Genomic DNA, 20,008 nt, shown 5'->3' on the forward strand with positions numbered 1-20,008 from the left:
CGGCGCGCATTTCTGTCAACGCGCGCTCGGGCAAGCTTGATAAATGCTACTATCGGGCGCATATACCTGATTCGCTAAGGAGAGGTTATGAGTGAAAATCAGCTGCGTGAACTCAGTATTGCGGTGGGCGAAAAACTGAAGGCCAACGGCCAGTGGATCACCTGTGCGGAATCCTGCACCGGTGGCGGCATCGCCAAAGCCATCACCGACATTGCCGGGAGTTCTGCCTATTTCGATCGCGGTTTTGTCACCTACAGCAATACGGCAAAGCATGAGTTGCTGGGCGTGGCGGAGGCGACTCTGACGGCCCATGGCGCAGTGAGCGAAGAGGTGGTGCGCGAGATGGCCCTGGGGGCGTTACACGCAGCACGGGCCAGCCTGGCGCTGTCGGTCAGCGGCATTGCCGGGCCGGACGGTGGCAGTGCGGAAAAACCGGTGGGCACCGTCTGGTTTGGCTTTGCCGACGGTACTGGACGGGTACTGGCGCACAGAAAGCAATTTGCCGGCGATCGTGATGCCGTGCGGCTTCAGGCGACGATTTTTGCGCTGCAAACCGCGCTTGATGATTTTTTGTAAAATTAGGCTTGATACTGTATGACCATACAGTATAATTAGTGACATTTCCTGCACAACATACAATCAGTGGCAGTGTGGGGTAACACCGACATTGCGTAACGAAGGAGCAAAAATGGCTATTGATGAGAACAAGCAAAAGGCGCTAGCTGCGGCACTGGGCCAGATTGAGAAACAGTTCGGCAAAGGCTCCATCATGCGTCTGGGTGAAGACCGTTCTATGGACGTAGAAACGATCTCTACCGGCTCACTGTCACTGGACATCGCATTGGGTGCGGGCGGCCTGCCAATGGGTCGTATCGTTGAAATTTATGGCCCGGAGTCTTCCGGTAAAACTACCCTGACGCTGCAGGTTATCGCTGCGGCACAGCGCGAAGGTAAAACCTGTGCGTTCATCGATGCCGAGCACGCGCTGGATCCGATTTATGCGAAAAAGCTGGGGGTTGATATCGACAACCTGCTGTGTTCGCAGCCGGACACCGGTGAGCAAGCGCTGGAAATCTGTGATGCCTTGACCCGCTCTGGCGCGGTTGACGTGATCATCGTTGACTCCGTAGCGGCGCTGACGCCAAAAGCGGAAATCGAAGGTGAAATCGGTGACTCACACATGGGCCTGGCGGCGCGTATGATGAGCCAGGCGATGCGTAAGCTGGCCGGTAACCTGAAAAACGCCAACACGCTGCTGATCTTCATCAACCAGATCCGTATGAAAATCGGTGTGATGTTTGGTAACCCTGAAACCACCACCGGTGGTAACGCACTGAAATTCTACGCTTCTGTCCGCCTGGATATCCGCCGTATCGGCGCGGTTAAAGAAGGCGATGAAGTGGTCGGCAGCGAAACCCGCGTAAAAGTGGTAAAAAACAAAATCGCTGCGCCGTTCAAGCAGGCCGAGTTCCAAATCCTGTACGGTGAAGGTATCAACAGCCGTGGTGAATTGGTCGATTTGGGCGTTAAGCACAAGATGATCGAGAAAGCCGGCGCCTGGTACAGCTACAACGGCGATAAAATCGGTCAGGGTAAGGCCAACGCCTGTAACTTCCTGAAAGAAAACCCGGCGGTTGCTGCCGAGTTGGATAAACGACTGCGTGACCTGCTGCTGCACAGCAACGGCGAACTGGTTGCTGCAACCAACGAAGGCTTCGACGACGAAGCTGAAACCAGCGAAGAGTTTTAATCGCTGCTGGCGTTCGTGGACATCGTTATAGGTTCACGAACGTTAACTAAATCAGGCTTGAAAAATGAATGACTTGCTAAGCCGCGCCATGCGCCTGCTGTCGCAACGCGATCATAGTGAAGCTGAACTGCGCCGCAAACTTGCGGCGCAGCCATTTATGGCGAAAGCCAGATTTGGCACCAAAACTCCCTCGTCTACCGCTCCGCTGCCTGAAGAACCCGTCGACCCTGCCGTTATAGAACAGGTTATTGCCTATTGTTACCAGCATAACTGGCTGGACGATCAACGCTTTGCCCGCAGCTACATCGGTAGCCGCAGTCGTAAAGGCTATGGCGCGCAGCGGATCCGCTCCGAATTGATGCAAAAAGGCGTGGATAAGGAACTGACGCAGGCGGCGTTGGCGGACTGCGAGATTGACTGGTGTGAACAGGCCAAACAGGTGGCGCAGCGTAAATTTGGCGATCAACTGCCAACGGACTGGAAAGAGAAAGCCAAAGTGCAGCGTTATCTGCTCTATCGTGGCTTCTTCCAGGAAGAAATTCAGTCAATTTACCGTGATTTTGCGCAATGAACGCACACGGGGTTTTACTTCCCTCTGAAGAAAATTTATCTTATCCCCACTTTTTGTTCGTGAGCTAGGTGCCATCGTCAGGATGTCGCGTATCTTGCTCACGTGTCGTTATTCTAGCCTTTCCGGGAAAATTATGAGCAAGAGCACCGCTGAGATCCGTCAAGCGTTTCTCGATTTCTTTCATAGTAAGGGCCATCAGGTTGTAGCGAGCAGCTCCCTGGTGCCTGACAATGATCCGACATTGCTGTTTACCAATGCCGGCATGAACCAATTTAAAGATGTTTTCCTGGGGCTGGACAAGCGTGCCTATTCCCGAGCCACTACCTCACAGCGTTGTGTGCGTGCGGGCGGTAAGCATAACGATCTGGAGAACGTCGGTTATACCGCACGTCACCACACCTTCTTTGAAATGCTGGGCAACTTCAGCTTCGGCGATTATTTCAAACATGATGCCATCAACTACGCATGGGAACTCTTGACCGGTGAAAACTGGTTCAACCTGCCGAAAGAAAGGCTGTGGGTGACCGTCTATGAAACCGATGACGAAGCTTTCGACATCTGGCAGCAGCAGATTGGTGTGCCGGCAGAACGTATTATCCGCATTGGCGACAATAAAGGCGGCGCCTTTGCCTCAGACAACTTCTGGCAGATGGGTGATACCGGTCCATGCGGCCCGTGTACCGAGATTTTCTACGATCACGGCGATCATATCTGGGGTGGCCCGCCGGGCAGCCCGGAAGAAGACGGCGATCGCTACATTGAGATCTGGAACCTCGTTTTCATGCAGTTCAACCGTCAATCCGACGGTACTATGCTGCCGCTGCCAAAACCTTCGGTAGATACCGGTATGGGGCTGGAGCGTATTGCCGCCGTATTGCAGCACGTGAACTCCAACTATGAAATCGACCTGTTCAGTAAGCTGATTGCCGCTGTGGCCAAGGTGACCGGTGCCACAGATTTGGATAACAAATCCCTGCGCGTGATCGCCGACCACATTCGCTCTTGTGCCTTCCTGGTGTCAGACGGTGTTACACCGTCCAACGAAGGTCGTGGTTATGTTCTGCGCCGCATCATTCGCCGCGCAGTTCGCCATGGCAACATGCTGGGTGCGAAAGACACCTTCTTCTACAAGTTGGTTGCACCGCTGATCGAAGTGATGGGGCCGGCAGCCGACGAATTGAAGCGTCAGCAGTCACTGGTTGAGCAAGTGCTGAAAACCGAAGAAGATCAGTTTGCCCGCACTCTGGAACGTGGTTTGACGTTGCTGGACGAAGAGCTGGCCAACTTGCAGGGCGATACCCTGGATGGTGAAACTGCATTCCGTCTGTACGACACTTACGGTTTCCCGGTCGATCTGACGGCAGACGTGTGCCGTGAACGTGGTCTGAAAGTGGATGAAGCCGGTTTCGAGCAGGCAATGGAAGCACAGCGCCGCCGTGCGCGTGAGTCCAGCGGCTTCGGCGCAGACTACAACAGCATGATCCGTGTTGATGGTGCCAGCCAATTCAGCGGTTATGACCACGAGCAACAGCAGTCCACCGTGACCGCGCTGTTCCGTGATGGTCAGCCGGTGAACGAGATCCACGCCGGTGAAGAGGCCGTGGTGGTACTGGACGAGACTCCGTTCTACGGTGAGTCCGGTGGTCAGGTTGGCGATAAGGGCGTGCTGAAAGCTGCCAATGCTGATTTTGAAGTGAGCGACACCCAGAAATACGGTCAGGCTATTGGCCATCAGGGCAAGCTGTCTCACGGCACGCTGAAGGTGAACGACCGCGTTGACGCGCAGATCGACACCGTGCGACGCAACCGCATTCGTCTGAACCACTCCGCAACCCACCTGCTGCACGCTGCACTGCGCCAGACGCTGGGTGAGCACGTGGCGCAGAAAGGCTCGTTGGTTAACGATAAATACCTGCGTTTCGACTTCTCGCATTTTGAAGCGATGAAGCCGGAGCAAATTCGCACCGTGGAAGACTTGGTGAACCAACAAATTCGTCGTAACCTGCCGGTGCAGACCGAGGTTATGGCGCTGGATGATGCCAAAGAGAAGGGCGCTATGGCGCTGTTCGGTGAGAAGTACGACGACAACGTGCGCGTACTGACCATGGGCGACTTCTCGACCGAACTGTGTGGCGGCACCCATGCCAGCCGTACCGGTGACATCGGCCTGTTCCGCATTCTGAGTGAGTCTGGTACCGCCGCAGGTATCCGCCGTATTGAAGCGGTAACTGGTGATTGCGCGATTGCTACCTTGCATCAGCAAAACGATCTGCTACAGGACGTTGCTCATCTGGTTAAGGGTGACAGCAATAACCTGACGGACAAAGTGCGTGCGGTGCTCGATCGTACCCGCGCATTGGAAAAAGAGCTGCAGCAGTTGAAGGACCAGCAGGCGGCACAAGAAAGTGCTTCATTGTCCAGCAAGGCGAAAATGGTTAACGGTGTACAGCTGTTGGTCAGCCAACTGGATAACGTTGAGGCCAAAATGCTGCGTACTATGGTTGATGATCTTAAAAATCAACTGGGTTCCGCGATTATCGTGCTGGCCACCACGGCGGATGATAAGGTGAGCCTGATTGCCGGCGTGACCAAAGATCTGACCGACCGGGTAAAAGCCGGCGAGCTGATCGGTAACGTAGCGCAGCAGGTTGGCGGTAAAGGGGGCGGACGCCCTGATATGGCGCAGGCCGGGGGAACGGATGTCAGCGCCCTGCCAGCGGCATTAGACAGCGTAGAAGCCTGGGTGGCCTCGAAACTGTGAATATAAATAAATAGCACTTACAAACGCCATAACTCATTACTGATTATGGCGTTTTTAACCTGTGCTAACACAATTTGGTTACAATTACGGGAACAAAGTTTTTCAGGTCGGCTAAACTTATCATTATCTGAGGTGAGACCAAGTCTGCTTACACTTATTGTGGATTACATGACTTACGTTTTCGCAGCATATGATGGATAATGACGGGGAAACTGAGAGACCCGACTCTTTTAATCTTTCAAGGAGCAAAGAATGTTAATTCTGACTCGTCGAGTTGGTGAAACCCTCATGATTGGCGATGAGGTCACTGTCACAGTGTTAGGGGTCAAGGGCAACCAGGTTCGTATTGGTGTGAATGCCCCCAAAGAGGTGTCAGTTCACCGCGAAGAAATCTATCAGCGCATTCAGGCAGAGAAGTCTCAACCGACGACTTACTGATTTCGATGCAGCGTCTCGTTGCTCAGCGAGACGCTACTGAGCTTTTTTGTGCCCCCCACAGACTATCCTCTGACTTACCCTGTTAAATCTTCCTGCAGCTCCTCCCACTTTGTTTGCTGATTCACTGTTATTGTCTGTTGATAAAACAATCTTTTTGACGTGAAATCGCCCATGTTGAGTGTGAATTGTGCAAACGCACATGAGATGGGAAAAATTGTTTGACTTAAAAGTCGGAGAAAGTAATATGTGCGCCACGCAGTGCCGATGAGCTTCTCCAAAGCAAGTTAGGCACAATTCGCAAGAAGCGTATGGTGAGGTGGCCGAGAGGCTGAAGGCGCTCCCCTGCTAAGGGAGTATGCGGTCAAAAGCTGCATCCGGGGTTCGAATCCCCGCCTCACCGCCATTTGCATCCATAGCTCAGCTGGATAGAGTACTCGGCTACGAACCGAGCGGTCGGAGGTTCGAATCCTCCTGGATGCACCATATTTTGCAGTATGGTGGGGTAGTAACAACGTACCATACGGTATCAAAAAAGAATTCCTGTGCATCCATAGCTCAGCTGGATAGAGTACTCGGCTACGAACCGAGCGGTCGGAGGTTCGAATCCTCCTGGATGCACCATTCTTTCTGTCAAACTTGTTTCTTCAAGCAGACAAACCAAAAATAGTAATGCATCCATAGCTCAGCTGGATAGAGTACTCGGCTACGAACCGAGCGGTCGGAGGTTCGAATCCTCCTGGATGCACCATCTAAGAAAAACCCGCCTTGGCGGGTTTTTCGCTTTCTGGCATTCGGCGATACGCTGCTGTAATCCCATCATCTTTCCTCTTGTGCACAGCACATTCCGCTATTACGCGATCAGCGACAACCTTCCGGCTTTACGCTAAAGTAGTTTTCTTTCCTCAACGATCATGGAGTAACGATGTACGACCGCTATCAGGGTCTTATTTTCGACATGGACGGCACCATTCTCGATACCGAGCCGACGCACCGAAAGGCGTGGCGTGAAGTGTTGTCCCGTTACGGTATGACGTTTGATGAGCCCGCGGTGATGGCGTTGAGCGGTTCTCCGACCTGGCATATTGCCCAGGCGATTATTGCCAGCCATCAGGCCGATCTCGATCCCCATCAGTTGGCTGCAGAGAAAACCCGAGCGGTAGAGATTATGCTGCTGGACAGCGTGCGCCCCTTGCCGCTGATTGAGGTGGTGAAGGCCTACCATGGCCGCCGTCCAATGGCGGTGGGTACCGGTAGTGAGCATCGCATGGCGGAAACTCTGCTGCGCCATCTGGGCCTGTTCCACTGCTTTGATGCGATCGTGGGTGCCGATGATGTGCAGCGTCACAAGCCGGAACCGGACACCTTCCTGCGCTGTGCCGAACTGATTGGCGTACCGCCGGAGAAATGCGTAGTGTTTGAAGACGCAGATTTCGGCATCCAGGCGGCGAAAAGCGCCAATATGGCGGTGGTAGACGTTCGTACGCTGTGAGTAGTACGCTGGCGGTGATGTCGTTATTCGGCGGCAGCTTTCTCAGTGCGACGTTGTTGCCGGGAAATTCAGAAATTATTTTGGTTGCCTTGCTGACCAACAGCCGTGTCTCACCGGAGTTACTGGTGCTGGCCGCGACGTTGGGCAATACGCTCGGTGGGCTGACCAATGTCATTATCGGGCGCCTGTTACCGGTGTTGAAACCACAGCGAGGGCTGGATACAGCGCTTGGGTGGATGCAACGCTTTGGCCCGGCTGCGCTGTTGCTCAGTTGGGTACCGGTAGTGGGCGATTTGTTGTGCGTGTTGGCAGGCTGGCTGCGCATGCCCTGGGGCCCTGTTGCGCTATTTCTGTGTATCGGAAAGGCGCTGCGTTACATCATTTTGACTATGATAACGCTACAGGGAATGGCCTGGTGGCATTAACGACGTGAATATAACTCAATATTCTCTCGGGTGCAGATTCAGTATGCTTACGAGTTCTTGTTTTTAGAAGCGGGAGGTCAATTTGATCCCGGACGTATCCCAGGCGCTTTCTTGGTTGGAAGCCCATCCCCATGCATTAAAAGGCATTCGTCGCGGCATTGAGCGTGAAACGCTGCGTGTCACCGAAGACGGAAAGCTTGCAACAACCGGGCATCCGGAAAAATTGGGGGCGGCATTAACGCACCACTGGATAACCACAGACTTTGCCGAGGCGCTGTTAGAATTTATTACGCCGGTTGACGACAACCTCGATCACCTGCTGACGTTCTTGCGTGATATTCATCGTCACGTGGCGCGTAATCTGGGTGAGGAACGCATGTGGCCGCTCAGCATGCCGTGCTTTATTGAAGCCGAGCAGGACATTGAACTGGCGCAGTTCGGCTCGTCGAATATTGGCCGCATGAAGACGTTATACCGTGAAGGGTTGAAGAACCGTTACGGCGCGCTGATGCAGACCATTTCCGGCGTGCACTACAACTTCTCCCTGCCGCTAGAGTTCTGGCAGGCATGGGCCGGCGTTAAAGACGCAGAAAGCGGTAAGGAACAGATTTCAGCGGGCTATTTCCGTCTGATCCGCAACTATTATCGTTTTGGCTGGGTGATCCCGTATCTGTTCGGCGCATCGCCGGCGATCTGTTCCTCGTTCCTCAAAGGGCGCGAGACCGCGTTGCCGTTTGAGCGTACAGAACAGGGTATGTGTTATCTGCCGTATGCCACTTCGCTACGCTTGAGTGACCTGGGTTACACCAATAAATCACAAAGCAATCTGGGCATTACCTTTAACGATCTGCAAAGTTATGTTGAAGGCCTGAAGCGGGCGATTGTTACGCCTTCGGAAGAGTTTGCCAAATTAGGTGTGAAAGATGGCGATCGTCATCTGCAGTTGAACAGTAACGTGCTGCAGATCGAAAACGAACTCTATGCACCAATCCGGCCGAAGCGGGTGACTAAAAGCGGTGAGACACCGTCAGATGCGCTGCTGCGCGGCGGTATCGAATACATTGAAGTTCGCTCGCTGGACATCAACCCGTTCTCGCCAATCGGCGTGGATGCGGTACAGGCACGTTTCCTGGACCTGTTCCTGATATGGTGTGTGTTGGCCGATGCGCCAGAGATGAGCAGTGATGAATTGCTCTGCACGCGCAAAAACTGGAACCGGGTGATCCTCGAAGGGCGTAAACCAGGACAGACCATTGGCATAGGTTGCGATGACAGCCGTGAGCCACTGGCAAAAGTAGGCAAAGCCTTGTTTGACGATTTGCGCCGCGTGGCGGAAGTGTTGGATAGCGAAGCCGGCGATCGCCAATATCAGCAGGTGTGTGACGAACTGGTCGCAGCGTTTGACGATCCGGAACTGACGTTCTCGGCCCGTATCCTGAAAGCGATGAAGGAAGAGGGCACCGGTCGTGTGGGCCTGCAGTTAGCTGAGCAATACCGTCAGATGCTGATTGAAGAGCCGTTGGAAATCCTGACTGAAGCCGAATTGGCGAAGGAGCAGGAAGCCTCATGGCAGCGCCAACGTAACGTAGAAGCCAGTGATACGCTAAGCTTTGAAGAGTTCCTGAAGCAACATGGCGGGAGCTGAAAAAGAAAAAGGCCACATCAATGTGGCCAAATATGCATCTCTGATGACAGGGATGATGATAACAAATGCGCGTCTTTCACATATTCAGACTCGCTGAGTTAGAAAAGGTTTCCTGGATAGATAAAAAAGTTTCGAAATAAATACTCTTTTACGAGGAGGTAACGAAATGCCACTGCTGGATAGCTTCACCGTAGACCATACCCGCATGGCAGCCCCGGCTGTCCGCGTTGCGAAAACCATGAAAACTCCTCATGGCGATACCATCACCGTATTCGATCTGCGTTTTTGCCGCCCGAATCTGGAAGTGATGCCTGAGCGTGGCATCCATACGCTGGAACACCTGTTTGCCGGTTTTATGCGTGACCATCTGAATGGCCAGGGCGTTGAGATTATCGACATCTCCCCGATGGGATGCCGTACCGGCTTCTACATGAGCCTGATTGGCGTGCCGGAAGAGCAGCGTGTTGCCGATGCCTGGAAAGCGGCAATGAGTGACGTGCTGAAAGTGACCGATCAGCGCAAAATTCCTGAGCTGAATGAGTTCCAGTGCGGTACTTACCACATGCACTCGCTGGAAGAAGCGCAGGAAATTGCCAAGCATATCCTTGACCACGACGTGGTAGTGAATCACAACGAAGAGCTGGCGCTGCCGAAAGAGAAGCTGCAGGAACTGCACATCTAGTTCGTCACCGGGCTACAGCGATAAAAAAAGACGCGATGTTCGCGTCTTTTTTCCTTTCTGGTGGGCGGTCAGTGTTGCTGGACGCTGGACTGCAGCGATTTTATTGGCGTGACCCGCACCTGTTTGATCATGTTGTCCTGCACGTCGAGGATATCAACGTCGTAATGGCCTACACGAACCCGGGTGCCCACCTCAGGGATCTCCTCAAGCTCCTCCAACAGCATGCCGTTAATGGTGCGTGCATCGGTGGCCGGCAGCGTCCAGTTGAATGCCTTGTTTAACTCGCGCACGTTGGCGGTACCGTCGATCAGGACCGAACCGTCGCTTTGTGGATTGACCTCTTCCGCCAGCGTTGGCGACATGGAGGTGGTGAAATCACCGACGATTTCTTCCAGGATATCTTCGACCGTCACCAGCCCCTGAATATCACCGTACTCGTCCACCACGATGCTGACTTTCTCTTTGTTGCGCTGGAATTTCACCAGTTGGACGTTAAGCGGCGTGCCTTCAGGCACGTAGTAAATCTCGTCGGCGGCGCGCAGCAGGTTCTCTTTGTTGAACTCTTTCTTCTCGGTCATCAGGCGGTAGGCTTCGCGTACCCGCAGCATGCCGATAGCATCATCCAGTGAGCCGCGATACAGCACGATGCGACCGTGCGGCGAGTGGGTGAGCTGGCGCATGATCGACTTCCAGTCGTCGTTGACATCGATGCCGACGATCTCGTTGCGGGGCACCATGATGTCGTCGACCGTCACCTTCTCCAGATCCAGCACGGAAATCAACATGTCCTGATTGCGGCGAGAAATCTGTGAGTGGGATTCATTAACGATGGTGCGCAACTCATCCTTGCTGACGGCATCGCTGACCCGCACGTTGGTGTGGATGCCGAACAGGCGCAAGACCAGCGTGGTGATGCCATTAAGCAGCCATACCAGCGGGAACATCACCTTCTGCAGCGGTGCCAGCAGAACGCTGCTGGGGAAGGCGATGCGCTCCGGATATAACGCAGCGAAGGTTTTCGGCAACACTTCGGCGAACAGCAGCACGGCAAAGGTCAGGATACCGGTGGCGATGGCTACGCCGAAATCGCCATATAGGCGCATACCGACAATGGTTGCCAGCGCCGAGGCGAGAATGTTGACCAGGTTATTGCCGATCAGCACCAGGCCGATCAGACGATCCGGTTTTTGCAGTAGTTTCTCGACCCGGCGGGCAGAGCGGTTGCCCTGCTTGGAGAGATGACGGAGACGATAGCGGTTTAGCGTCATCATGCCGGTTTCGGATGCTGAGAAGTAAGCGGAAACCACGATCATAACCACCAGGATAATGATCAGGGTTCCTGTCGAAACGTGCTCCAACGCGGTATTCCTTATGTATGGAGAAAGATAGCCTGAGGGCTTAGCGAACCATCACTTGCTGGATCAGACGGCTGCCGAAGTAGGCCAGCGTTAGCAGAAAGGCGCCGGCAAAGCTGAACCACACGACACGGCGGCCACGCCAGCCTTCATGGTAATGGCCCCACAGCAAAACGATATAGACAAACCATGCCATGATCGACAGCACGGCCTTGTGCACGTTTTCTTTGCTGAACAGGTTATCCATATACAGCAGGCCGGTGCATAACGTGAGCGTGAGCAGCACGACACCGATCTGGGTGATGTGGAACATTTTGCGTTCGATGCTCATCAGCGGTGGCATGTCGGCGCTGAACGACAGCTTTTTGTTTTTCAGCAGGTAGTCCAGCCAGGCCAGTTGCAGCGCATACAGCGCGGCAATAATCAGCGTAGCGTAGGAGAACAGCGCCAGGCCGATATGCACCATCAGTTCCGGACTGGCTTCAAGATGGGTAATGAACTCACCCGGCATAAAGCTGGCGAAGGCCAGATTGATCATCGCGAAGCTATAAACAATCGGCAGCAGGAACCAGCCGCGATCGCGCGAGGCGACAAAGGTCATGACCGAACAGATGATCAGGCTGACTATCGAACCGATGTTCAGCAAGCTGAGATTTTGTCCGGCGCTAACGTCAAAAATACGCTGCTGCAGTGCGATGGCGTGGCAAACCAGCGCCACCACCGCCGAGACGAGAGCAAGCCGACGGTATGCGCTGTTCTTCCGCAACAAGCTGGGAATAATCAGTCCAAGGCTGAGCAGGTAGGCGATCAAAGCCACAATGGAGAAAACTGGCATAGCGTTTAATTTTGCTTCGGCGTGGTGAATTGGATTGTCAGTATAGCGTCGTGCGCGTCCCACTCCAACCGATCTCCAACGCTGAGGCAGAGATCCTCTTAGCTTCGTGTTATAATCGCCGCAATTATGTCGCCAGAGCGGCCTGTCATTACACGTTGAGCAAGAGACGATGTTTGAAAATTTAACCGATCGTTTGTCGCGCACCCTGCGCAATATCAGCGGCCGTGGGCGGCTGACCGAAGAAAATATCAAGGAAACCCTGCGTGAAGTGCGCATGGCATTGCTGGAAGCGGACGTTGCGCTGCCGGTGGTGCGGGACTTTATCAATCGCGTAAAAGAAAGCGCGGTAGGTCATGAAGTCAACAAAAGCCTGACGCCGGGGCAAGAGTTCGTAAAAATCGTCAAGAGCGAACTGATTTCCGCGATGGGCGAAGTGAACACCGAGCTGAACCTGGCGGCACAGCCGCCGGCAGTGGTGCTGATGGCGGGCCTGCAGGGTGCCGGTAAAACCACCAGCGTCGCCAAGCTCGGTAAGTTCCTGAAAGAAAAACAGAAGAAAAAAGTGTTGGTGGTTTCCGCTGACGTTTATCGCCCAGCGGCGATCAAACAGTTGGAAACGCTGGCGGAAAGCGTCGGCATCGACTTCTTCCCGTCCGATGTTAAAGACAAGCCGATCGACATCGTTAACCGTGCACTGCAACAGGCCAAGCTGAAATTCTACGATGTTCTGATCGTCGATACCGCCGGCCGTTTGCACGTTGATGAAGCGATGATGGATGAGATCAAACAGGTGCACGCGGCGATCAAGCCGGTGGAAACCCTGTTTGTGGTCGACGCCATGACCGGCCAGGATGCGGCCAACACCGCCAAGGCCTTTAACGAGGCGCTGCCGCTGACCGGCGTGGTGCTGACCAAGGTCGATGGTGATGCGCGCGGCGGTGCTGCGCTGTCCATCCGTCACATTACCGGCAAACCGATCAAGTTCCTCGGCGTGGGCGAGAAAACCGAAGCGCTGGAGCCATTCCATCCGGACCGCGTGGCGTCACGCATTCTCGGCATGGGCGACGTACTGTCGCTGATCGAAGATATCGAAAGCAAAGTTGACCGCGAACAGGCGGAAAAACTGGCTAACAAGCTGAAGAAGGGCGACGGTTTCGATCTGACCGACTTCCTGGAGCAGCTCAAACAGATGCGTAACATGGGCGGTATGGCCAGCATGCTGAGCAAACTGCCCGGCGCCGGCCAACTGCCGGACAATGTAAAATCGCAGATGGACGACAAGGTTTTGGTGCGCATGGAGGCGATGATCAACTCGATGACGCTGAAAGAGCGCGCCAAACCGGAAATCATCAAAGGTTCGCGCAAGCGTCGTATTGCGGTGGGTTCCGGCATGCAGGTGCAGGATGTTAACCGCTTGTTAAAACAGTTCGGCGACATGCAACGCATGATGAAAAAGATGAAGAAAGGCGGAATGGCGAAGATGATGCGCGGCATGAAAGGTATGATGCCGCCGGGCTTCCCAGGCCGCTGACAGCCGCTTGCCCTCTGGGGTGAGCCTGTTTAAGCATTTGCCGTTCGCGGTGAAAACCGCCCGAAATATTACCGGCGAAAAAAAGTAGTTGACGACGAACTACGCTTTCGATTGCTTTTTGCGCCAAAATGAGTAAAATTTTCGGGCTTTTTATATTGCAACCGGGCCCCGTTCCCTCAATGGGGCCCGGCTGTTTTATTAACTAAAGAGGATGTTATGGTAACAATTCGTTTGGCACGTGGCGGCGCAAAAAAGCGTCCGTTCTATCAAGTAGTAGTGACCGACAGCCGCAATGCTCGTGATGGTCGTTTCATCGAGCGTGTAGGTTTCTTCAACCCAATCGCATCTGGTCAGGCTGAAGCACTGCGTCTGGACCTGGATCGCATTGAGCACTGGGTTGGTCTGGGTGCTACCGTTTCTGATCGCGTTCACGCGCTGATCAAAGACGCTAAGAAAGCAGCTTAATCTGTCGCGGTGGTGGCAATGAGCAAGCAACTCAAACCGGTAGCACCTAAGCAGCCGATTGTACTCGGTAAGATGGGGTCTACTTACGGCATCCGTGGTTGGCTCAGAGTGTTTTCATCCACCGAGAACGCCGAAAGCATATTTGACTATCAGCCCTGGTTAATCCAGCGCTCTGGTCAGTGGCAGTTTGTCGAGTTGGAAGACTGGAAACGCCACAGTCAGGATCTGATCATCAAGGTCAAAGGCATTGACGATCGGGATGCTGCGAATCTACTGACCAATTGCGAAATTGTCGTAGATTCCGAGCAGTTGCCTCCGCTGGAAGGCGATGATTACTACTGGAAAGACCTTATGGGCTGCCAGGTAGTCACCACTTCCGGATACGAACTGGGTAAAGTCATCGATATGATGGAAACCGGTTCTAACGACGTCATGGTCGTGCGGGCAAACCTGAAAGATGCATTCGGTATGAAGGAGCGGTTGGTCCCGTTTCTTCATGGGCAGGTTATCAAGAAAGTCGATCTCACTGCTCGCGTGATTGAAGCAGATTGGGATCCTGGTTTTTGACCTCCGAATTAAACGGTCGAAACAAGTGGAATGACAGTAAGGGGATTGGCTTGTGTTCATTGGTATTGTAAGCCTGTTTCCTGAGATGTTCCGCGCGATCACCGATTACGGGGTGACTGGCCGGGCAGTAAAAAATGGCCTGCTGAGCGTGCAGTGTTGGAGTCCACGTGACTTCACCTACGACCGGCATCGTACCGTGGACGATCGCCCTTATGGCGGCGGCCCGGGAATGCTGATGATGGTGCAACCCTTGCGGGAAGCCATTCATGCAGCAAAAGCAGCGGCAGGCGAGGGAGCAAAGGTGATTTATCTGTCACCTCAGGGGCGCAAGCTGGATCAAACCGGCGTGTGCGAACTGGCGGCCAACCCGAAGATGATTCTGGTGTGCGGTCGTTATGAAGGGGTAGACGAGCGCGTAATCCAAACCGAAATTGATGAAGAATGGTCAATCGGCGATTACGTCCTCAGCGGCGGGGAACTGCCGGCAATGACCCTGATTGATTCAGTCGCCCGCTTTATACCGGGTGTGCTGGGCCATCAGGCTTCAGCAGAAGAGGACTCTTTTGCCGATGGATTGCTGGACTGCCCGCACTATACCCGTCCTGAGGTGTTGGAAGGGATGGAGGTTCCGCCAGTTTTACTGTCGGGCAACCATGCCGAGATACGTCGCTGGCGCTTAAAGCAGTCGCTGGGCCGTACCTGGCTTAGAAGACCTGAACTTCTGGAAAGCCTAGCTCTGACTGACGAGCAAGCGGTGTTGCTGGCTGAGTTCCAACGGGAACATCAGACCAAGCAGCAGGACTATGAAGGGAACGTCTGAGCAATTGGCTCGACGGGACCGATATATCAGTTTACCTAGGGTAAGAGACATATTATGAGCAACATTATTAAGCAAATTGAACAAGAGCAGATGAAGCAAGACGTACCTGCATTCCGTCCGGGTGATTCCGTGGAAGTTAAGGTATGGGTCGTTGAAGGTAGCAAAAAACGTCTGCAGGCATTCGAGGGCGTGGTTATCGCTATCCGTAACCGCGGTCTGCACTCTGCATTCACTGTTCGTAAGATTTCCAACGGCGAAGGTGTTGAGCGTGTATTCCAGACTCACTCACCAGTAATTGACAGCATTGCTGTTAAACGTCGTGGTGCCGTTCGTAAAGCCAAACTGTACTATCTGCGTGAGCGTACTGGTAAGTCTGCTCGTATCAAAGAGCGTCTGAACCGCGTCGGCTAACGCTGCATCCAAAAGTTAATAACTATGAAGGGGTTGGCAATATGCCGACCCCTTTTTTTATGCTTAAAATCTGTTGATTGCATTTGCAAGATTTATTTTCGGAAAAGTAAGTTTACGCAGATATAAAAAAGCCTGCGGTGGCAGGCTCTTTGCGTTACAGCGCCGCGACACGCTGTTTACTTTTTTCCGGGTGCGGCTGAGCCGGAACAATATCGCCAGGCTTCACAATCACTCGCGCGACGGACTCATGCGTGGCAAAGGTGCAGCTACAGTTAATGTTCTGGCATTGGTGGTAGCGCTCTTTGGTCGCTTCACTGAGGTAACGGCTGGAACGAGTGTGGGCCACGCTACCGCAAAGTGGACAGTGCATCATAGTTGAATCCCTCTTTCGACTGCATCAAGTTATATGACTTATAATAGCTCAATAACTTGCAAAAACAAGATTAGATTTTCGAAAGCGAGATTAATTTTCTTTGGTAGTGATCTCAACACCCTCAATGTAGACGTTAAGTTCCAGATTACTGAAGAAGCCACTGTTGCTTAAGGTATGAGTGATCTTATTAACCACCCACAGTTGCTGATCGATAGCTTCCTTAAAACCATAAACTCGGATGGGAGTCTCAGGGAACAGATCTGGCTGTCCGGTGGCCAGGCTGATACTAAAGGTTGCGATCCCTCTTTGTAATTGCTCAAACAGTGACTGAGCTGCCCGCATGGCGGTTTCTTTATCACGATAGATTTTTGCAATGTGGTAGACCTGCTTTTCTTTACCGACCATATAGCTACTGGTTTGCTGTGGCGCGGTAGCTATTTTGTCAGCGAATTTGGCGGCAGGATGCCGGGATGTACTGGCGTTTGCCTGCGGGATTTCCCGCTCTACTTGTACGCTGCTGTTGGCTCGCTCTGGATGTTCGGTATTCAGCCAACTGGCGCTGACACCGGTGTAACCGCCGCGATCTTTCAGTTCAAAACGGTGAGTGTCGCCGTCACTGCGGGTCAGTGTTTTTATTGGGTTTGGCTCGCCACGCGGGCTACGACCAAACCCGGGTTTGATAAACTGCAGGCGCTGGTATTTGATAGTCACTCGTGCACTATTTACCAAGGCTAACCGGGAAAGAAATTGAACATCGGTCTCATTGGTTTGGTCGATATGCGCAATCTTTATTGCGGCCAACTCATCGCTCAAATAGGGTTCGTTCAGCCCATTACGCGTTGAAATTTGTTGCACGATTTCGCCAAAGGTCTTGTCTGAATAAGACTCGCTGCGGGATTCGTTCAGCGAGCCGCGAAAATCAACGCTACGAGCTGTGATTGAGATGAGATCGGGAGCGCCAGAGTGGATGATAGTATCGACAATAAACTTGCCCTGGCCAACCAGCGCCGAGTTATTCCAACCAAGAAACAACTCCAGAATGGCCCCCCGGCTGGGCAGGGACATCAGGCCATCGCTGTCGTCCAGATTAATGGTCAATTGATCGGCGCTCAGGCCGCCATTATCTACCATGTTTAACGAGATTAGCCGCTGACGGATATCGTTGGTAATGTCTTTATCCGCCAGCGTCAGGATAAAGTCGGGGGCCGGTTTGGCCCCCATGGGCTGATAAACATCGGCGATCATAATGACATTCCCGTCGCTTTTTGCGCTTTCGCCAACAGGTCGCCAGCCTGGTGACGCAAATCACCGAACATGGCATGTAGCGATTCATCCACGCGTTTTAATGTGATGGTGAAGGAAATTTGGCGTGGTTGGCCGTTAGCGAAAAATTCTTTGCTGTCTTGAGTGATTTTCTCGATCACAAACATGCCGTAAATGGTGCCGCTGCCTTCGATAAGCGGCCAGGCACGCCCCTGTTCGGCCATGGTTTGCAGGGCAAGTAAAGAAAGCCTACCTCCGGTTAGCTCAGGCATCAGTTGTCCACTTAAGGTGATAGTTTCACCATCCACCCCCAGAAATTGAGCGCTTGGTCTTTGGCCGACGCGGCTTCCTGTTGGCCAGCGATAGCTCAACTGACGGTTCATAGCTTGGTAGGGCAGGGTGCGTAACATAAATACGAACAGTCCCAGTGTTAGCATCATTAGTCTGGCTCCTTATACCTGCGCATAAGCGCTGAGGTGCTGATTACGGCGAGTATTTTCGATGTCCATCATGGCTGAACGGACGACACGTTCCATTTCGTCACGCGTAGTTCCCTCCGGTACGTTGATAGAGACGTTATTGGTCCGTACGCTGTTATCTGAAAGGTTAGGGGGAGCGGTTGGGCGAACGGCACGATAGTTTTCGTTGCCCAAGCTCAGCACGCCACCGCTGGGGGAGAGGCTACTGTCATATTTTTCCGAGGTTGGATCCCTTTTTTCATTGCTAAACCATCCAATGGCCGAATCAATGATGCCTCGCGCCTTGCCGATTAAGCCAATTAACTGGTTAAGCGCATCGCCGGGCAGCCTGAATGCCCAAACCAGCCATTCGCCCAGCATTTTTCCGTAAGCCGCTGCGGTGTTCAGTTCTTCCTGAGTGCTTTTTATCGGTGTCAATAATTGCATAAACCAGTTATAGACCGGTTTTAACTTGTCCATGACGCTGTTGAAGGCTGTAGTCACTGGAGAAAATGCATCACCAATAGGACCCATTGCCGTACTGAAACTTTCCGCGACTCCACCGATAAAGGCGCTAATCGGTTCCCAATATTTATAGATTAAGGCGGCTCCTCCGACGATCGCTGCGACTACGGCGACAATGGGCAGGCTGAGGGCAGCAAAGACTCCGGCTATCATGCCGCCAACGGAAGTGAATACGGTGCCCAGTAGACCCGCACCGGCCATCAGCATGTTAATGGCGCTCAGCGCCGGCACGATAAAGGTACCTATGGCTGACAGGCCGCCAATCAGTGCAGTGATTGCAATGGCAACCGTCATCAGGCTATTGGCTAACGTAGGGTTTTCTTTTGACCATTGGCCCAGGGTGTTGAGCCAGCCGGTCGCGGTTTGTGTGAGTTGGCGCAGAGATGAATTCTGGCCGTCGAAAAGATCTATGTGAATGCTGTCCCAGTTGGCGAACAGTTTCTTGATATCGCCATCCAGATTATCCCCCCGTACGGTGACCATCGCCTGAGCCGCGCCATCGACGTTTCCCAGGCTGTGCCCTTGTGGGGCCAACTGTGCGGCGGTTTGCTCCAGGCTCTGTCCACTCTGGAGGGCTGCCGGTGCGGCTGTCCGTATTTTTTTATCGAACTCATCAAGGCTCCACTGATAGCTGCTGCTGGCTTTGGCCATTATATCGGCGATATTTCCAGCCTGATCGGCCGGCAGCTGAAACGCCTGCTGGATACCCGATAGAGCTTTTACTGCCTCCTCGATGCTGCTGCCGCTGGCCTTGGCCAGATTCAGTGCTGCGGGGGCCGCAGCCAAAACTTCCTGAGGGTTGTAGCCAGCGGCGGCCAGAGCGGATTGCGTTTCAGCGACCTCCTGCGGGGACTGTCCCTTGGACACCCTGCCGGTTGCCTGCTGGCGCAGGGCTGTTAACCGGTGGTCGTCTTTGTTTAATCCCAACTGCGCCTGCATACCGGACATCTGCTTTTCAAACTTCATACCCGGTGCCAGCAAATCTTTACCCGTATTGAAGGCAGTACCTGCCAGTCCCAACCCCTTTGAAGCAACATCGCGAATCTTTCCAATTCCGTTCTGTCGGGTTTGAAAATCACCAAGCACTTCTGTGCGTCTTTGCTGACTCAGTTTTTGGCGGACGCGTTGTTGGCGGCTAAGAAGGTTTTGGGCGGTCTCTGAATTTTCTTGTGAGCGTTGCTGGGCGCCGGTTAAATTGGCGGTATCAATCCCTTTGCCCTGGAGCTGTTTTTCCAGATGGCCTTGCTGGAGCGATAAAATGGCTCCACGGGCCTTTTGCAGGACGTGATTGAGATTCGCCTGCTGCGTTGTTTCAATATCTTTGGGGGAAGATAAAAACGCGGGCAAAGCCATACGGGTATTTTGAATCGCATCAAACTCAATCAGTACGTCGGCCTGCGCCGCTTTTATCTTCAGTAATTGGGTTAGTTGAGCCTGGTTTTTTTGTTCTGTTTTTAGCCGCTTTTGCTGGTTGCGGATGCTGGTGTCCGCGTTTGCTAACGTTTTTTTGCTGCCGCTGCTACTCATCTGTATTTACTCCACTACGTTGAAGGGCCTTATAGCGCCATTCCATCAGCTCTGTCAGCGTCATGCCGTTCATCTCTGATGGCGGCCAGTGAAAAATCACTGCGATGTCCGCCATCA

General features: G+C 53.3%; 21 protein-coding genes and 4 tRNA genes. 18 read left to right on the forward strand and 7 right to left on the reverse strand.

The features are described 5' to 3' along the window. The first annotated feature begins 87 nt into the window (after positions 1-87). The 13 genes from pncC (at position 88) to luxS (ending at position 9,761) form a co-directional block, all read left to right on the forward strand. Positions 88-576: a nicotinamide-nucleotide amidase gene (gene pncC, locus ACSOSI_RS03935; protein WP_476706579.1), complete on the forward strand. Its 489-nt coding sequence runs from the start codon at positions 88-90 to the stop codon at positions 574-576. Between the two features lie 112 nt (positions 577-688). Continuing rightward, positions 689-1,750 carry a recombinase RecA gene (recA, locus tag ACSOSI_RS03940; protein ID WP_012005289.1) on the forward strand — a complete coding sequence of 354 codons (1,062 nt, stop codon included), beginning with the start codon at positions 689-691 and terminating at the stop codon, positions 1,748-1,750. Positions 1,751-1,814: 64 nt separating this feature from the next. Continuing rightward, positions 1,815-2,321: a recombination regulator RecX gene (gene recX, locus ACSOSI_RS03945; RefSeq protein WP_112362943.1), complete on the forward strand. Its 507-nt coding sequence runs from the start codon at positions 1,815-1,817 to the stop codon at positions 2,319-2,321. Between the two features lie 133 nt (positions 2,322-2,454). Then, the gene (alaS, locus tag ACSOSI_RS03950) at positions 2,455-5,082 is read left to right on the forward strand and encodes an alanine--tRNA ligase (protein WP_476706580.1); all 2,628 of its coding nucleotides are present in this window, start codon (positions 2,455-2,457) and stop codon (positions 5,080-5,082) included. Positions 5,083-5,334: 252 nt separating this feature from the next. After that, positions 5,335-5,520, forward strand: coding sequence for a carbon storage regulator CsrA (gene csrA / locus ACSOSI_RS03955; RefSeq protein WP_002209449.1), 186 nt, complete (start codon positions 5,335-5,337; stop codon positions 5,518-5,520). Positions 5,521-5,830: 310 nt separating this feature from the next. Then, positions 5,831-5,923: transfer RNA gene (locus ACSOSI_RS03960), tRNA-Ser, on the forward strand. Positions 5,924-5,926: 3 nt separating this feature from the next. Next, positions 5,927-6,003, forward strand: a tRNA-Arg gene (locus tag ACSOSI_RS03965). A 61-nt stretch (positions 6,004-6,064) separates the two neighbouring features. Then, positions 6,065-6,141: transfer RNA gene (locus ACSOSI_RS03970), tRNA-Arg, on the forward strand. Positions 6,142-6,191: 50 nt separating this feature from the next. Then, positions 6,192-6,268 (forward strand) — tRNA-Arg (locus tag ACSOSI_RS03975). 174 nt (positions 6,269-6,442) lie between these two features. Continuing rightward, the gene (gene yqaB / locus ACSOSI_RS03980) at positions 6,443-7,009 is read left to right on the forward strand and encodes a fructose-1-phosphate/6-phosphogluconate phosphatase (RefSeq protein WP_012005292.1); all 567 of its coding nucleotides are present in this window, start codon (positions 6,443-6,445) and stop codon (positions 7,007-7,009) included. Beyond that, entirely contained in the window at positions 7,006-7,434 is a 429-nt protein-coding gene (locus tag ACSOSI_RS03985; protein WP_026142207.1) for a YqaA family protein, read from the forward strand. Before yqaB ends, ACSOSI_RS03985 begins: the two co-directional genes overlap by 4 nt. Positions 7,435-7,516: 82 nt before the next feature. Next, entirely contained in the window at positions 7,517-9,079 is a 1,563-nt protein-coding gene (gene gshA / locus ACSOSI_RS03990; RefSeq protein ID WP_135344654.1) for a glutamate--cysteine ligase, read from the forward strand. 166 nt (positions 9,080-9,245) lie between these two features. Then, the gene (gene luxS, locus ACSOSI_RS03995) at positions 9,246-9,761 is read left to right on the forward strand and encodes an S-ribosylhomocysteine lyase (protein ID WP_004950350.1); all 516 of its coding nucleotides are present in this window, start codon (positions 9,246-9,248) and stop codon (positions 9,759-9,761) included. Positions 9,762-9,829: 68 nt separating this feature from the next. Here the strand turns inward: luxS and ACSOSI_RS04000 are convergent, their stop codons facing one another. Next, positions 9,830-11,119: an HlyC/CorC family transporter gene (locus ACSOSI_RS04000; protein WP_012005295.1), complete on the reverse strand. Its 1,290-nt coding sequence runs from the start codon at positions 11,117-11,119 to the stop codon at positions 9,830-9,832. A gap of 40 nt (positions 11,120-11,159) precedes the next feature. Beyond that, positions 11,160-11,951 (reverse strand): cytochrome C assembly family protein, encoded by a 792-nt coding sequence (locus ACSOSI_RS04005; protein ID WP_017891659.1) that lies wholly within the window; start codon positions 11,949-11,951, stop codon positions 11,160-11,162. 169 nt (positions 11,952-12,120) lie between these two features. Here ACSOSI_RS04005 and ffh point away from each other — a divergent pair, with 169 nt between their 5' ends. From ffh to rplS, 5 genes are all read left to right on the forward strand, one after another. Beyond that, positions 12,121-13,482: a signal recognition particle protein gene (gene ffh / locus ACSOSI_RS04010; protein ID WP_476706581.1), complete on the forward strand. Its 1,362-nt coding sequence runs from the start codon at positions 12,121-12,123 to the stop codon at positions 13,480-13,482. Positions 13,483-13,698: 216 nt separating this feature from the next. Continuing rightward, positions 13,699-13,947 carry a 30S ribosomal protein S16 gene (rpsP, locus tag ACSOSI_RS04015; protein WP_004932501.1) on the forward strand — a complete coding sequence of 83 codons (249 nt, stop codon included), beginning with the start codon at positions 13,699-13,701 and terminating at the stop codon, positions 13,945-13,947. An 18-nt stretch (positions 13,948-13,965) separates the two neighbouring features. Further along, on the forward strand, positions 13,966-14,514 hold the full coding sequence (rimM, locus tag ACSOSI_RS04020) for a ribosome maturation factor RimM (protein WP_012005298.1): 549 nt from the start codon (positions 13,966-13,968) through the stop codon (positions 14,512-14,514). A gap of 52 nt (positions 14,515-14,566) precedes the next feature. Then, positions 14,567-15,334: a tRNA (guanosine(37)-N1)-methyltransferase TrmD gene (gene trmD, locus ACSOSI_RS04025; protein WP_012005299.1), complete on the forward strand. Its 768-nt coding sequence runs from the start codon at positions 14,567-14,569 to the stop codon at positions 15,332-15,334. A 54-nt stretch (positions 15,335-15,388) separates the two neighbouring features. Next, a complete protein-coding gene (rplS, locus tag ACSOSI_RS04030) occupies positions 15,389-15,745 on the forward strand; it encodes a 50S ribosomal protein L19 (protein ID WP_012005300.1) in 357 nt (118 codons plus the stop codon). Positions 15,746-15,899: 154 nt separating this feature from the next. Here rplS and ACSOSI_RS04035 read toward each other — a convergent pair whose 3' ends face one another. From ACSOSI_RS04035 to ACSOSI_RS04055, 5 genes are all read right to left on the reverse strand, one after another. Continuing rightward, a complete protein-coding gene (locus tag ACSOSI_RS04035) occupies positions 15,900-16,118 on the reverse strand; it encodes a DNA-binding transcriptional regulator (RefSeq protein WP_012005301.1) in 219 nt (72 codons plus the stop codon). 90 nt (positions 16,119-16,208) lie between these two features. Continuing rightward, the gene (locus ACSOSI_RS04040) at positions 16,209-17,363 is read right to left on the reverse strand and encodes a contractile injection system protein, VgrG/Pvc8 family (protein WP_476706582.1); all 1,155 of its coding nucleotides are present in this window, start codon (positions 17,361-17,363) and stop codon (positions 16,209-16,211) included. Further along, positions 17,360-17,821: a phage tail protein gene (locus ACSOSI_RS04045; RefSeq protein ID WP_017891663.1), complete on the reverse strand. Its 462-nt coding sequence runs from the start codon at positions 17,819-17,821 to the stop codon at positions 17,360-17,362. The genes ACSOSI_RS04040 and ACSOSI_RS04045 overlap by 4 nt, the downstream gene beginning before the upstream one ends. Before the next feature lie 12 nt (positions 17,822-17,833). Next, positions 17,834-19,891, reverse strand: coding sequence for a phage tail tape measure protein (locus ACSOSI_RS04050; protein ID WP_476706583.1), 2,058 nt, complete (start codon positions 19,889-19,891; stop codon positions 17,834-17,836). Continuing rightward, a complete protein-coding gene (locus ACSOSI_RS04055) occupies positions 19,884-20,006 on the reverse strand; it encodes a GpE family phage tail protein (RefSeq protein ID WP_207213182.1) in 123 nt (40 codons plus the stop codon). The genes ACSOSI_RS04050 and ACSOSI_RS04055 overlap by 8 nt, the downstream gene beginning before the upstream one ends. Positions 20,007-20,008 lie beyond the last annotated feature (2 nt).

The sequence above is a fragment of the Serratia sp. AR11 genome (genome assembly GCF_056376275.1).

Bases quoted from the DNA above. Each gene is read 5' to 3' on its own strand.
- pncC (WP_476706579.1), top strand. From the start codon at position 88: ATGAGTGAAAATCAGCTGCGTGAACTCAGTATTGCGGTGGGCGAAAAA.
- recA (WP_012005289.1), top strand. From the start codon at position 689: ATGGCTATTGATGAGAACAAGCAAAAGGCGCTAGCTGCGGCACTGGGC.
- recX (WP_112362943.1), top strand. From the start codon at position 1,815: ATGAATGACTTGCTAAGCCGCGCCATGCGCCTGCTGTCGCAACGCGAT.
- alaS (WP_476706580.1), top strand. From the start codon at position 2,455: ATGAGCAAGAGCACCGCTGAGATCCGTCAAGCGTTTCTCGATTTCTTT.
- csrA (WP_002209449.1), top strand. From the start codon at position 5,335: ATGTTAATTCTGACTCGTCGAGTTGGTGAAACCCTCATGATTGGCGAT.
- yqaB (WP_012005292.1), top strand. From the start codon at position 6,443: ATGTACGACCGCTATCAGGGTCTTATTTTCGACATGGACGGCACCATT.
- luxS (WP_004950350.1), top strand. From the start codon at position 9,246: ATGCCACTGCTGGATAGCTTCACCGTAGACCATACCCGCATGGCAGCC.
- ACSOSI_RS04005 (WP_017891659.1), bottom strand. From the start codon at position 11,951: ATGCCAGTTTTCTCCATTGTGGCTTTGATCGCCTACCTGCTCAGCCTT.
- ffh (WP_476706581.1), top strand. From the start codon at position 12,121: ATGTTTGAAAATTTAACCGATCGTTTGTCGCGCACCCTGCGCAATATC.
- rpsP (WP_004932501.1), top strand. From the start codon at position 13,699: ATGGTAACAATTCGTTTGGCACGTGGCGGCGCAAAAAAGCGTCCGTTC.
- rimM (WP_012005298.1), top strand. From the start codon at position 13,966: ATGAGCAAGCAACTCAAACCGGTAGCACCTAAGCAGCCGATTGTACTC.
- rplS (WP_012005300.1), top strand. From the start codon at position 15,389: ATGAGCAACATTATTAAGCAAATTGAACAAGAGCAGATGAAGCAAGAC.
- ACSOSI_RS04035 (WP_012005301.1), bottom strand. From the start codon at position 16,118: ATGATGCACTGTCCACTTTGCGGTAGCGTGGCCCACACTCGTTCCAGC.
- ACSOSI_RS04040 (WP_476706582.1), bottom strand. From the start codon at position 17,363: ATGATCGCCGATGTTTATCAGCCCATGGGGGCCAAACCGGCCCCCGAC.
- ACSOSI_RS04045 (WP_017891663.1), bottom strand. From the start codon at position 17,821: ATGATGCTAACACTGGGACTGTTCGTATTTATGTTACGCACCCTGCCC.
- ACSOSI_RS04050 (WP_476706583.1), bottom strand. From the start codon at position 19,891: ATGAGTAGCAGCGGCAGCAAAAAAACGTTAGCAAACGCGGACACCAGC.
- ACSOSI_RS04055 (WP_207213182.1), bottom strand. From the start codon at position 20,006: ATGGCGGACATCGCAGTGATTTTTCACTGGCCGCCATCAGAGATGAAC.